Origin of the sequence: Streptococcus acidominimus, from assembly GCF_001921825.1 — a bacterium.
GTDB lineage: Bacteria > Bacillota > Bacilli > Lactobacillales > Streptococcaceae > Streptococcus > Streptococcus acidominimus.
In genome coordinates, this window is record NZ_MSJL01000009.1 from 46,045 (window position 1) to 59,411 (window position 13,367).

A 13,367-nucleotide genomic window follows, 5' to 3' on the forward strand; every position below is an offset into this window, starting at 1 on the left:
TGTTTTTGTGAGAATACTTATACTCGTCAAAAATCAAAATCTCGTCATTCATTCACCTTGCTGAGTAAAAAGCTCCACTGGAGCTTTTTAGCCTGTTCCAGATTTTGATTTTTATAGAGTATTAGCTCAAGTTCCATTATAAAAGAGAAACGAAACGGCTATCATTTCAAAGAGTATGACCAAGGAAGCGTTGTAAGAATTCCCTTGTTCGTGCTTCTTGTGGATTTTCAAAGATTTGTTGTGGGGTGCCCTCTTCTGCAATCAGTCCCTTGTCCATAAAGATGACGCGGTCTGAAACATCACGGGCAAACTCCATTTCATGGGTCACGATAATCATAGTTAAGCCAGACTTAGCAAGATCCTGCATGGTTTTTAAGACCTCGTTCACCATTTCAGGGTCAAGGGCAGAAGTAGGTTCATCAAAGAGAATCACTTCTGGATTGACAGATAGGGCGCGGGCGATTGCTACCCGTTGCTTTTGTCCACCGGATAACTGGCTAGGCTTGGCAGTCCAGTATTGTTCGGTCATGCCAACCTTGGTAAGGTTTTCTTTCGCAATTTGTTCAGCTTCAGTACGGCTGCGTTTCAAGACGGTCGTTTGGGCAACAATGGCATTTTCTAAGACATTCAGATTATTAAAAAGATTGAAAGACTGGAAGACCATGCCTAATTTTTCGCGATAGGTGGTCAAATCATAGCCTTTTGTCAATACATTTTCACCATGATAGAGGATTTCCCCCTCGCTCGGTGTTTCTAAAAGGTTGATGGAGCGCAGGAAGGTCGATTTTCCAGATCCAGAAGAACCGATAATGGAAATCACTTCTCCTTTTTTGACCGTCATTGAAATGTCTTTTAGGACTAGATTTTGACCAAAAGCTTTTTTCAGATGACTGATTTCTAAAATCGTATTAGTCATGAAGCACCTCCGTTTGCATCTGGTTTGCGCCAGTCGTATAGGTATCTGTATCCAAGCGCTTTTCAATCATGCGCAAGATACGAGTGACCGTAAAGGTCAAGATGAAGTAGATAATGGCAATCACAGTGAAAGTTTGGAAATACTGGTAGGTCTGGGTAGCAACGGTATTTCCAGAAAAGTAAAGCTCTACCACGGAAATCACATTCAATACGGACGTATCTTTGATATTGATGACAAATTCATTTCCCGTAGCAGGCAAGATATTACGGACAACTTGCGGTAAGACAATCTTTCGCATGGTTTGGTTATGGGTAAAGCCAAGGGCGGTTGCCGCCTCAAATTGTCCTTTGTCCACAGCGAAAATTCCTCCACGGACGATTTCACTCATATAGGCTCCGGTATTGATGGATACAATGAAAATCGCAGCCAAGGTTCGATCTAAATTCAATCCAAAGGCCTGGGCTGTTCCGTAGTAGATGACCATGGATTGTACAATCATCGGTGTACCACGGAAGATTTCGATATAGACATTGATGAGAATAGCAAGTGTTTTTTGAAGAAAGGCAAGTCCTTTATTGTCAGCCTTTGGAGCAGTGCGAAAGACTCCGATCAATAAACCGATAGCAGTTCCAATAACTGTTCCAAGGATTGAAATGAGTAGGGTCATGCCTGTTCCGCGGAGTAGCTGTGGCCAGTTATTGACCAAGATTTTCCATACTTGAACGGGGAAAGATGCTGATGCTTTTCCGCTAGCTGCTTCAACTGGTTGACTTTCAATCATCTTATCCATGAGTGCCAGCTGGTCTTGCTCTGTAAAGGCTTCTAAGACTTGGTTGACTGTCGCAATACGGCTATCGTTTTTACGCATACCGACAGCAATGGTGACGTCTTCTGCCTTGGTCTCAAAACCACTGGTCAAGGCTACCATGCGAAAGGCAGGATTGGTTTCCTGAGCTGTACGAGCTTCGGGACGTTCTGAAACGTAGGCGTCAATGATACCGGCCTCTAGGGCTTGGCGGATTTGAGAGAAGTCCCCCATAGCCGTCTGCTTGTCAACACCGTTGATTTGGTCAATCAAATCGTAGAGGTAGACCCCCTGCTGTGCAGTTATCCTTGCTCCTGCCAAGTCTTGGATACTCCTTGCATCCGCCCACTTGCTGTCCGAGCGTACGACTAGCGTAGGCAGGGAGGTATAGTATCTAGAAGAAAAGGCAATTTCTTTCTTGCGTTCTTCTGTCGGGCTCATTCCTGCGATAATCATGTCGATTTTGCTAGAAGTTAGAGCAGGAACGAGTCCTTCCCATTTGGTCTTGACGACCAAGACCTTTTTATCCATCTTCTCCGCAATCTTCTTTGCGACTTGAACATCATAACCATTAGCAAATTGGTTGGTTCCTTCAATTGGAACAGCCCCATTTTCATCTGTCTCTTGTGTCCAGTTAAAAGGTGCATAAGCAGCTTCCATACCGACACGGAGGTAATCATCTGCTTGGACTCTCGTACTGATGTGGAAAACAGTTATGAGTGCTACAAGCAGCAGTAACAATCGTTTTTTCATAGTCTCTCCTTTTCCAAAAGTAGTTATATTGTATAAAAAATGTAGACAGATTGCAAACTAATTGAAAAAAGATATGTTTTCGTTCTGGTAATTGAACTTGGGCTACGAGCTGTGCAAAAAAGATAGTTTTTCCTAGAACTTGTGGTTCTGCATCAAAACTCCTATTTTTGCTTTGCTCGCTTCCACAGTCTAGGAATAGACTGTGGGAGGTAGGAGATAAAACGAGCAGTGCTCGTGTCAAACAGTCTAGGAATAGGCTGTTGAAGGTTGGAAATAAAACGAGTGTAACTCGTGTCACATGCCCTTGTATCTTGTGTAATTGAACTCGGACTTCAACTCGCTGACAAAGCGTAGTCAAAAGGTTGAGAAACCTAGATAAGACACAGTAGGCATCTGATTGCCGCTACCACGCCAATCTAGTTGCCTTTGTGGGGGTTTCACAACGAAGCGAACCGCTTCTGTTCGGCCGCCTATTTTGTCTAAGAGTTGCTCCCACAGTCTGGGGATAGACTGTGGGAGGTAGGAGATAAAACGAGCAATGCTCGTGTCAAACAGTCTGGGGATAGACTGTGGGAGGTAGGAGATAAAACGAGCAGTGCTCGTGTCACACGCCCTCGTATCTTGTGTAACTGAACTCGGGCTACGAGCAGTGCAAAAAAGATAGTTTTTCCTAGAACTTGTAGTTCTGCGTCAAAACTCCTATTTTTGCTTTGCTCGCTTCCACAGTCTGGGAATAGACTGTGGAAGGTTGGAGATAAAACGAGTGAAGCTCGTGTCACACGCCCTCGTATCTTAAAGTTTCCTGATGTTCGCTCGCTTTTTCATGCCCTCATATCTTCTTTTTATGATATAATGAATGAAATGAAGAAGGAGTAAGCTATGTTTGTCGAGATTATAAAAGCGATTTTCTTTGGGATTGTAGAGGGAGTGACCGAGTGGTTGCCCATCTCAAGCACGGGGCACTTGATTTTAGTGCAGGAATTTGTTTCCTTTAAGAACGTGAGTGCTGATTTCACCTCCATGTTCAATGTCGTTATCCAGCTGGGGGCAATCTTAGCGGTTATGGTCATCTACTTCGACCGGCTCAATCCCTTTCAGCCCGGCAAATCAAGTCGTGATATTCAGTTGACGTGGCAATTATGGGCAAAAGTTGTGATTGCAGCCTTGCCAGCAGCCCTTCTGGGACTTTTATTCGACGATTGGTTGGATGATCATCTATATAACTTTATCGTTGTTGCCCTGATGTTGATTGCTTATGGTATTGCATTTATTTATGTAGAAAAGTGGCAGAAAGATCGCCAGCCACGAGTGGCCTCGCTAGGCAAGATGTCTTATCAAACAGCTTTCTCTATTGGCTTGTTCCAAGTCCTTGCCCTAATTCCCGGAACTAGCCGTTCGGGTGCAACAATCCTAGGTGGGATTCTCCTTGGCACTAGCCGTGAAGTAGCAACAGAGTTTACCTTTTTCTTGGGGATTCCTATTATGTTTGGTGCTAGTCTGTTGAAAGTCGTTAAACTCCTCGTGAAAGGCTTGAGTGTAACCGCGAGTCAGTGGCTCTTGCTCTTACTTGCAATGGTGACCGCTTTTGGCGTCTCTCTGATGGTGATTCGCTTTTTGACTGACTATGTGAAAAAACACGACTTCACCTTCTTTGGAAAATATCGAATTGCCTTGGGAACACTCTTGGTTCTCTACTATTTGGTGACACTTATCTTTTAATAGTCTTTGAAAATCAAAAGGATACTCTGTCAAGAGTTCGGATTATCATTGTATGAAAGAGCCATGAGGGTTACAATTTTAGTTGTTTACAGGTCTGGCTCTTTTTTCGAGCCTTAATTATTGGTTTTTGATTTTTATAGCCGTTTAGTTTATTTTTAGTACTAGGCAACGAGTCGCAGGTAGTACTGGAGTACAGCAAGACGAGTTAACGAAGTAATAAAAATATAAACTAAATGACTATATAGCGTATCAAAGATTGGTAGCTAGCTGTCAGCGATTTCTGTTTTATTCCCTCTCTTTTCTTTTGTAAAAGGGCTTATTTTTTTGTATAATGAATGGACTACGGGTTCTCAAATGCTTTTTGCAGATTTGGGAAGAATGGTAAAGTACGGAGTAGCGAAATGAAGATGAAACAAATTAGTGATTCGACCTTGAAAATCACGATCAAAATAGAAGACTTGGAAGAGCGGGGAATGGAAATCGCGGATTTTCTAGTGCCGCAGGAAAAAACAGAGGAGTTTTTCTATACTGTTTTAGATGAATTGGATTTGCCAGTAACCTTCCGCGAGAGCGGGATGTTGAGTTTTCGTGTGACGCCAAAACCAGACAAGGTGGACATCTTTGTCACCAAATCAGAGATTGATCAACATGTAAACTTTGATGATTTTACGGATATGGCAGACTTTGATGAGCTCTCGCAAATGACACCAGATGAATTTTTAAAGACACTCGAAAAGACAATTCGAGAAAAGAGTGCAGGAGACGATAAGGCTATCCAACATCTGGAAGAAGTCGAAGCAGATGAAGTTGAGGAAGTCGATAGAGTAGAACGCCAATACATTTACTATATCTTGAACTTTGCAAGTTTACAGGAGGCAGTCCAATTTGTCTCGCTGGTGGATTTCACTATCGAGGAGTCGGAACTTTACAAGATGGATGGTCGTTACTATATGACTGTCTTAATCAATATCGAAAATCGTTCGACATGCTATCCAGACTATATCTTGTCACGGATGCTAGAGCATGCAGATGATGCGTCTATCTCGCGTGCAGTCCTTCAGGAACACGGTGTTCTCTTGATACCGGTCGGTGCGGTTGATGAGCTTGGGAAGGTGAGCTTGGTATGATACCCTTTGCTTTGCAGTACATCATTGTCGTTTTGCTCACAATGATGGTCTCCGTTATGGTAACCCCCTTGGTCCGTTTTTTAGCGCTTAGGATTGATGCAGTAGACAATCCAAATGCCCGCCGTATCAACAAGGTTCCAATGCCCACTGCCGGTGGCTTGGCGATTTTTATAGCCTTCTTTATAGCCACCATGTGCTTTTTGCCCTTTGTGGTGACACGTCTTTCCCCTCGAGGGACCTATTTTGAGTATATCCTACCCCTAGTTATTGCTAGCGGTATCATCATTATCACTGGCTTGATTGATGATATCAAGGAGTTGCGTCCGTTGCCCAAGATGGTAGGAATGCTCCTTGCGGCTACGATTATCTGGACCTTTACCGAATTTCGCTTTGACAATTTCAAAATCCCTTTTGGCGGTCCCATGCTTCACTTTCCGGTCTGGCTCTCTTTTTGTTTGACCATTCTTTGGATTGTAGCTATTACCAATGCGGTCAATCTGATTGATGGGCTTGATGGTCTGGTATCGGGTGTGTCCATTATTTCCCTAACGACCATGGGAATTGTATCCTACTTTTTCCTGCACGACAGCAATATCTATCTGACCCTAACGGTCTTTGTTCTAGTTGCTGCAATTGTTGGTTTTCTTCCCTATAACTATCATCCTGCCATCATCTACTTAGGCGATACGGGAGCCTTGTTTATCGGCTTTATGATAGGGGTCTTGTCTCTCCAAGGTCTAAAAAATTCCACGGCTGTTGCCGTAGTGACGCCGATGATTATTCTGGGAGTGCCGATTACCGACACCCTAGTAGCGATTATCCGCAGAACCTTGTCCGGACAAAAAATCTATGAGGCAGATCGGATGCACCTGCATCACCGTCTCCTGTCACTTGGCTTGACCCATCGAGGGACGGTTCTCGTCATCTATGCCATTTCCTTTATTTTTTCCCTCATATCCCTTCTTCTAAATGTATCGAGCCGATTGGGCGGTGTCCTCTTGATGATCGCACTTTTGCTGGGAGTAGAAATTCTCAGCGAGTTAATTGGGATCTTTGGGGAAAACAGAACCCCGATTCTAACCCTGCTGCGCTTCATTGGCAATAGTGATGCCCGTCAGGAATATCTGGCAAAAAAACGAGCGCAGAAAGCAAACAAGTGGAAAAAAGGAAAATAAGAATATTTCAAAACAAAGAAAGAGCCTAATTGGCTCTTTTTTGATATAATAATCAGGTAGTACTCTTTGAATATCATGCTTGATCAAAGTTAAGGTCTGATTCTGACTTTAACTAATATAGTCATTTAGTTTATATTTTTATTACTTCGTTAACTCGTCTTGTATAATTGAACTTTAGCTACAACTCACTGACAAAAAGATAAATACTCCTAGAAGCCACAGCTTCTTCGTCGTATTTCCTATTTTGTCTAGGAGTTGCTTAACGCTCTCGTATCTTGAGTTGTACTATTGAGAAAAGTTACACTTTTCTTATCTATCACTTGAAATAGTTATCAACTATTTCAACTACCTGCGACTCGTTGCCTAGTACTAAAAATAAACTAAACGGCTATACTCTATAAAATGCAAAATCTGGAACTGACTAAAGCTGAAACAGTTATGTCCCAAAGGGGCACGCTTGACACGAGTTCCACTCGTTTTATTTCCAACCTTCAACAGTCTATTCCTAGACTGTTGAAGCAGGCAGAACTCTGTTCTTTCTTGTTTTAAGGGAACAGGCTAAAAAACTCCACTGGAGCTTTTTACTCAGCAGGTGAATGAACGACGTTAGAATTTGATTTTTGACGAGTATAAGTAACCTTTTGATTTCAAAGAGTATAAAAACGGAATGGAGGCAGGTATGTCAGTACTAGAAATCAAGGATCTTCACGTGGAGATCGAAGGCAAGAAAATCTTAAAGGGAGTGAACTTAACCCTGAAAACAGGGGAAGTTGCTGCGATCATGGGACCAAATGGGACAGGAAAATCAACCCTTTCAGCTGCGATTATGGGGAACCCGAACTATGAAGTGACCCAAGGTGAGGTTTTGTTTGACGGTGTTAATGTCTTGGAGTTGGAAGTTGATGAGCGTGCTCGTATGGGGCTATTCCTTGCAATGCAGTACCCGAGTGAGATCCCAGGCATCACCAATGCAGAGTTTCTACGCGCAGCCATGAATGCTGGAAAAGAAGAGGAAGAGAAGATTTCTGTCCGTGATTTTATCACCAAGCTTGATGAAAAAATGGAGTTGCTCAACATGAAAGAGGAAATGGCAGAGCGCTACCTCAATGAAGGCTTCTCAGGTGGTGAGAAAAAACGCAATGAAATCTTGCAACTCTTGATGTTGGAGCCGACCTTTGCTCTGTTGGACGAGATTGACTCTGGTCTTGACATCGATGCCCTAAAAGTTGTTTCAAAGGGAGTGAATGCCATGCGTGGAGAAGGTTTTGGTGCTATGATTATCACCCACTACCAACGTCTCTTAAACTATATTACACCTGATGTTGTCCATATCATGATGGAGGGTCGTGTCGTGCTATCAGGTGGTCCAGAACTTGCTATCCGTCTTGAAAAAGAGGGATATGCGAAAATTGCAGAAGAGCTAGGCTTGACTTATGAAGAAGAAGTTTAAGGTGAAACTTGTTCAGAAAGGAGAAAAAGATGACCAAAGAAGCCATTAAACTTTTTTCACAAGCACATGCAGAACCTACTTGGTTGAGCGACCTTCGTCAAGCAGCTTTTGAAAAGATTGAAAAACTGGCCTTGCCGACCATTGAGCGGGTGAAATTCCACCGCTGGAATCTTGGGGACGGAACCATTGTAGAATCAGAAGTAACGAACAAGGTTCCTGATTTCACAGCCTTGGGTACCAATCCTAAGCTGGTGCAAGTAGGCACGAAGACCGTTTTTGAGCAATTGTCCCCAGAATTGGTTGAAGCAGGCGTTGTCTTTACCGACTTTTATACAGCCTTGGAAGAAATCCCAGAAGTCATGGAGCAGTATTTCACCAAGGCAGTCGCCTATGATACGGATAAATTGGCAGCCTACCATACAGCTTATTTCAACAGTGGAGCGGTCTTGTATGTGCCTGATGATGTTGAGATTGATGTGCCTGTTGAGGGCATTTTCTACCAAGACAGTGATAGCACGGTACCCTTTAATAAGCACATTCTCGTGATTACGGGTAAAAATACCAAGTTGAATTACCTAGAGCGCTTTGAAAGTATCGGTACAGGCAGTGAAAAAGCAACGGCGAATATTACGGTAGAAGTCATTGCAGGAGCTGGTAGTCAGATTAAATTTGCGGCGATTGACCGCCTAGGCCAGCAGCTTACCACCTACATGAGCCGCCGTGGAAATCTGGCTCATAATGCCAGCATTGATTGGGCGCTTGGCGTTATGAATGAGGGCAATGTCGTAGCAGATTTTGACAGTGACCTGTACGGTGATGGTAGCCATGCGGATATGAAGGTAGTTGCCCTGTCAAGCGATAAGCAAGTGCAGGGGATCGATACACGAGTGACGAACTACGGTCGGCATTCGATTGGCAATATCCTCCAGCACGGGGTGATCCTTGAAAGAGGAACGCTTACCTTCAATGGAATTGGCCACATTATCAAGGGAGCCAAGGGAGCGGATGCCCAGCAAGAAAGCCGCGTTTTGATGTTGTCTGATAAGGCTCGAAGCGATGCCAACCCGATCCTTTTGATTGATGAAAATGATGTCACAGCAGGACACGCTGCCTCTATCGGTCAGGTGGATCCTGAAGACATGTACTATCTCATGAGTCGCGGCTTGGACAAGGCGACAGCAGAACGCTTGGTCGTACGTGGTTTTTTGGGAGCAGTGCTTACAGAAATTCCTGTTAAGGAAGCCCGTGATGAGATGATTGACGGGATTGAAGAAAAGTTAAATAAGAGGTAAGAAGCCATGCCAGTAGATAGCCATGCCATCAAAAAAGAATTTCCGATTTTAGACCAGTTGATTCATGATGAGCCCTTGGTCTATCTCGATAATGCAGCAACCACCCAAAAACCTCAAGTCGTATTAGAAGAGATACTGGACTACTACCAGACAGACAATGCCAATGTTCACCGAGGTGTTCATAGCTTGGCAGAGCGAGCAACCAGTCGCTATGAAGCAGCGCGCGAACGCGTGAGGCAGTTTATCCACGCGAAGTCTACCAAGGAAGTGCTCTTCACAAGGGGGACGACAAGTAGCCTCAACTGGGTAGCCCAATTTGCAGCTCAAATGCTGCGACCGGGTGACGAAGTTCTGATTTCCATCATGGAACACCATGCCAATATCATTCCCTGGCAACAGGTCTGTCAAGCGACAGGAGCCAAACTGGTCTATGTCTATCTGAAAGATGGATACTTGGACATGGAGGATCTGCAGTCCAAGTTATCGTCCAAGACCAAATTTGTCTCTATTACTCATGTGTCAAATGTCTTAGGCGTGGTCAATCCGATTAAGGAAATCACCCGACTTGCTCATCAAGTAGGAGCAATCATGGTGGTAGACGGAGCCCAATCAACCCCTCATATAGCGATTGATGTGCTAGATTTAGATGTGGATTTCTTTGCCTTTTCAGGCCATAAGATGTTGGGGCCCACAGGAATCGGTGTTCTCTATGGCAAGGAGCAGTGGTTGTTGCAGATGGAGCCGGTGGAGTTTGGCGGTGAAATGATTGACTTTGTCTATGAGCAATCTGCTACTTGGAAAGACTTGCCTTGGAAGTTTGAGGCAGGGACGCCCAATATGGCAGGTGCCATTGGACTTGCCAAAGCCATTGATGTCTTGGAAGAAATCGGTATGGAGCATGTTGCGACTCACGAGCAAGAATTGATGTCATATCTCTTTCCAAAATTACAGGCAATGAAAGGGATTGAGATTTATGGGCCACAGGAGCTAGCCCAGCGTTCAGGTGTGATTTCTTTTAATGTGAAAGGGCTACATCCTCATGATGTAGCAACGGCGCTTGATTATGAGGGGGTAGCTGTTCGGGCAGGACATCATTGTGCACAACCACTTTTAGCCCATTTGGGCGTGCAGTCAACTGTCCGGGCTAGTTTTTATCTTTACAACACCAAGGAAGACAGTGACAAGTTGATTGACGCACTAGAAAAGACGAAGGAGTTTTTCAATGGCACTTTCTAAACTAGAAAGCCTTTATATGGCGGTGGTGGCAGACCATTCCAAGCACCCTCATCATCAAGGAAGCATCGAGGGTGCCCATCAGGTAGATTTGAATAATCCCACCTGCGGTGATGTGATCAGCCTGTCTTTGAAACTGGATGAAGCGGGGGAAATCGTTGAAGATATTGCCTTTATCAATGCCGGCTGTACTATTTCAACCGCGGCAGCTAGTATGATGACCGATCTGGTACTAGGTAAAACCAAGGCAGAAGTGCTTGAGTTAGCAAAGATTTTTTCAGAGATGGTTCAAGGACAGACAGATGAGCGTCAGAAAGAACTGGGAGATGCCGCTTTTCTAGCGGGTGTTGCCAAGTTCCCTCAGCGGATCAAATGTGCTACGCTGGCTTGGAATGCCCTCAAAAAAGGCTTAGGAGAAGAGTAAGGCGCAAAGTATAGTTATTTCGTTTCTATTTTGTAATTGATTTTTATAGAATATGAGTTCAGCCTAAAACCTCGGAAAAAGAGACGCAACTCTTGCAACTCGTGTCGCCCAGTCTAGGAATAGACTGTTTGAGCTAGTATTAAAAATAAACGAAATGACTATACTACTTTTATAGCCGTTTAGTTTATTTTTAGTACTAGGCAACGAGTCGCAGGTAGTACTGGGGTACAGCAAGACGAGTTAACGAAGTAATAAAAATATAAACTAAATGACTATATTGCTTGTTTGAAATAGATACCAACTGCTTAAAGCGCCGCAATTTCGCTGCGGATCTGAAGTTGCTGTTCATTGACGATAGACTAGATAGAGGAGGAAAGAATGACAGAAGAAAGAGTAGAGCCAAAGCCGATTGACCTCGGCGAATACAAATTTGGTTTTCATGATGATGTAGAGCCGATTATATCGACAGGAAAGGGCTTGAATGAGGGGGTAATCCGTGCCTTGTCGGCAGCCAAAAATGAGCCAGAATGGATGTTGGACTTCCGTCTCAAATCCTATGAAGCCTTTAAAAAAATGCCCATTGAAACATGGGGGGCAGACTTGTCGGAGATTGATTTTGATGACTTGATTTACTACCAAAAAGCATCAGATAAGCCAGCCCGCTCTTGGAATGATGTGCCTGAAAAAATCAAGGAAACCTTTGAGAGAATTGGTATTCCAGAAGCAGAGCGTGCCTATCTGGCAGGAGCTGCTGCCCAGTATGAGTCAGAAGTGGTTTACCACAATATGAAAGAAGAGTTTGAAAAACTGGGGATTGTCTTTACCGATACAGACTCTGCCTTGAAAGAGTACCCGGAACTCTTCAAACAGTACTTTGCCAAACTTGTTCCACCAACGGATAATAAACTTGCTGCCTTGAACAGTGCGGTGTGGTCTGGCGGTACCTTTATCTATGTACCGAAAGGCGTTAAATGTGATATTCCTTTACAGACTTATTTCCGTATCAATAATGAGAGTACAGGGCAATTTGAGCGCACCTTGATTATCGTAGACGAGGGTGCAAGCGTACATTACGTTGAAGGTTGTACAGCGCCGACCTATTCAAGCGATAGCCTACATGCGGCGATTGTGGAAATTTTTGCCCTTGACGGTGCCTACATGCGTTATACGACGATTCAGAACTGGTCTGACAATGTCTATAACCTTGTGACCAAACGTGCCCGTGCCATGAAAGATGCAACTGTCGAGTGGATCGACGGCAACTTGGGGGCAAAGACCACCATGAAATACCCATCTGTGTACCTAGATGGTGAGGGTGCGCGTGGTACCATGCTGTCTATCGCTTTCGCCAACACTGGTCAGCATCAGGATACAGGTGCCAAGATGATCCACAATGCACCGCATACCAGTTCTTCCATTGTATCGAAATCCATTGCCAAGGGCGGCGGCGCAGTAAACTACCGTGGTCAAGTAACCTTTGCCCGCAACTCCAAGAAATCAGTCAGCCATATCGAGTGTGATACGATTATCATGGATGATATGTCCAAGTCAGACACCATTCCCTTTAATGAAATCCACAACTCTCAGGTTGCCTTGGAGCATGAAGCAAAAGTATCCAAGATTTCGGAAGAACAGCTCTACTACCTCATGAGCCGAGGCTTGTCAGAGGGCGAAGCCACAGAGATGATCGTCATGGGCTTTGTCGAGCCATTCACCAAAGAACTTCCAATGGAATACGCCGTTGAACTCAACCGCTTAATTTCTTATGAGATGGAGGGTTCAGTTGGATAGCATGATTAGACATGAGCAGCTAATATGCTGTTCGTGACAATCATCTGCCAACTGAAGCTGGAAATAGGGAACTGCGGAAGCATTTATACAGGTTTACTTGATCTATACTTGACCAATTGAAGTGATAGATATAGTCATTTAGTTTATCTTTTATTACTTCGTTAACTCGCCTTGCTGTACCATTGAGAAAAGTTACACTTTTCTTATTTGTCAGTTGAAATAGTTATCAACTATTTCAACTACCTGCGACTCGTTGCCTAGTACTAAAAGTAAACTAAACAACTATAAAGAGCAATGATAAGCGCTCTACCTACTAAACGCAAGCAACCAATAAGCATAGGCTTATTGGTTGCCGTCATTTTACCGACAGAAATGGTAGGCGTACTTATAAGTGATCAGATTGAAGAAAATGACTAATATTGACCATTTTTTTCAATCTTTTTTGACGTCACAAAAAACTCCTAGAAATGGTGAAACAATTCCATTTCTAGGAGTTCAAATAGAAGCCTCTCCTTGAGGGATTTTCTAATATAGTCGGGCACCTCTAAAAACTTTAAGTAGTTGTTAAGTAAGCCCTATTTGTAAGCATTAATTCCAGTAAGCTTCGCTTTCGAAGCTTACTTTTTGCTTATTTTCCTATTTTTGGGCGCACTAAGCCCATGATGGCAATCCCAGTCGTTTG

Annotated in this window: 10 protein-coding genes; 8 read left to right on the forward strand and 2 right to left on the reverse strand. The window is 43.8% G+C overall.

What is annotated here, in order from left to right; translation table 11 throughout:
• Positions 1–166: 166 nt before the first annotated feature.
• Both BU200_RS03185 and BU200_RS03190 read right to left on the reverse strand, forming a co-directional pair.
• Positions 167–916 (reverse strand): amino acid ABC transporter ATP-binding protein, encoded by a 750-nt coding sequence (locus BU200_RS03185; RefSeq protein WP_075098785.1) that lies wholly within the window; start codon positions 914–916, stop codon positions 167–169.
• A complete protein-coding gene (locus BU200_RS03190; RefSeq protein WP_075098786.1) occupies positions 909–2,474 on the reverse strand; it encodes an ABC transporter substrate-binding protein/permease in 1,566 nt (521 codons plus the stop codon). The genes BU200_RS03185 and BU200_RS03190 overlap by 8 nt, the downstream gene beginning before the upstream one ends.
• Positions 2,475–3,353: 879 nt before the next feature.
• Here BU200_RS03190 and BU200_RS03195 point away from each other — a divergent pair.
• The 8 genes from BU200_RS03195 to sufB all read left to right on the forward strand — a co-directional run bounded on the left by BU200_RS03195 (position 3,354) and on the right by sufB (position 12,685).
• On the forward strand, positions 3,354–4,193 hold the full coding sequence (locus tag BU200_RS03195; protein ID WP_075098787.1) for an undecaprenyl-diphosphate phosphatase: 840 nt from the start codon (positions 3,354–3,356) through the stop codon (positions 4,191–4,193).
• 401 nt (positions 4,194–4,594) lie between these two features.
• Positions 4,595–5,320 (forward strand): adaptor protein MecA, encoded by a 726-nt coding sequence (gene mecA, locus BU200_RS03200; RefSeq protein WP_075098788.1) that lies wholly within the window; start codon positions 4,595–4,597, stop codon positions 5,318–5,320.
• The gene (locus BU200_RS03205) at positions 5,317–6,495 is read left to right on the forward strand and encodes a glycosyltransferase family 4 protein (RefSeq protein ID WP_075098789.1); all 1,179 of its coding nucleotides are present in this window, start codon (positions 5,317–5,319) and stop codon (positions 6,493–6,495) included. The genes mecA and BU200_RS03205 overlap by 4 nt, the downstream gene beginning before the upstream one ends.
• Positions 6,496–7,174: 679 nt before the next feature.
• Positions 7,175–7,945 carry a Fe-S cluster assembly ATPase SufC gene (gene sufC / locus BU200_RS03210; protein WP_075098799.1) on the forward strand — a complete coding sequence of 257 codons (771 nt, stop codon included), beginning with the start codon at positions 7,175–7,177 and terminating at the stop codon, positions 7,943–7,945.
• Positions 7,946–7,974: 29 nt separating this feature from the next.
• Entirely contained in the window at positions 7,975–9,237 is a 1,263-nt protein-coding gene (gene sufD / locus BU200_RS03215; RefSeq protein WP_075098790.1) for a Fe-S cluster assembly protein SufD, read from the forward strand.
• 6 nt (positions 9,238–9,243) lie between these two features.
• On the forward strand, positions 9,244–10,473 hold the full coding sequence (locus tag BU200_RS03220; RefSeq protein ID WP_075098791.1) for a cysteine desulfurase: 1,230 nt from the start codon (positions 9,244–9,246) through the stop codon (positions 10,471–10,473).
• Positions 10,460–10,894, forward strand: coding sequence for a Fe-S cluster assembly sulfur transfer protein SufU (gene sufU / locus BU200_RS03225; protein ID WP_075098792.1), 435 nt, complete (start codon positions 10,460–10,462; stop codon positions 10,892–10,894). The genes BU200_RS03220 and sufU overlap by 14 nt, the downstream gene beginning before the upstream one ends.
• 378 nt (positions 10,895–11,272) lie before the next feature.
• Positions 11,273–12,685: a Fe-S cluster assembly protein SufB gene (gene sufB / locus BU200_RS03230; RefSeq protein ID WP_075098793.1), complete on the forward strand. Its 1,413-nt coding sequence runs from the start codon at positions 11,273–11,275 to the stop codon at positions 12,683–12,685.
• Positions 12,686–13,367: the final 682 nt, after the last annotated feature.

Coding starts and splice junctions, on each gene's coding strand:
- BU200_RS03185 (WP_075098785.1), bottom strand. CDS start 916: ATGACTAATACGATTTTAGAAATCAGTCATCTGAAAAAAGCTTTTGGT.
- BU200_RS03190 (WP_075098786.1), bottom strand. CDS start 2,474: ATGAAAAAACGATTGTTACTGCTGCTTGTAGCACTCATAACTGTTTTC.
- BU200_RS03195 (WP_075098787.1), top strand. CDS start 3,354: ATGTTTGTCGAGATTATAAAAGCGATTTTCTTTGGGATTGTAGAGGGA.
- mecA (WP_075098788.1), top strand. CDS start 4,595: ATGAAGATGAAACAAATTAGTGATTCGACCTTGAAAATCACGATCAAA.
- BU200_RS03205 (WP_075098789.1), top strand. CDS start 5,317: ATGATACCCTTTGCTTTGCAGTACATCATTGTCGTTTTGCTCACAATG.
- sufC (WP_075098799.1), top strand. CDS start 7,175: ATGTCAGTACTAGAAATCAAGGATCTTCACGTGGAGATCGAAGGCAAG.
- sufD (WP_075098790.1), top strand. CDS start 7,975: ATGACCAAAGAAGCCATTAAACTTTTTTCACAAGCACATGCAGAACCT.
- BU200_RS03220 (WP_075098791.1), top strand. CDS start 9,244: ATGCCAGTAGATAGCCATGCCATCAAAAAAGAATTTCCGATTTTAGAC.
- sufU (WP_075098792.1), top strand. CDS start 10,460: ATGGCACTTTCTAAACTAGAAAGCCTTTATATGGCGGTGGTGGCAGAC.
- sufB (WP_075098793.1), top strand. CDS start 11,273: ATGACAGAAGAAAGAGTAGAGCCAAAGCCGATTGACCTCGGCGAATAC.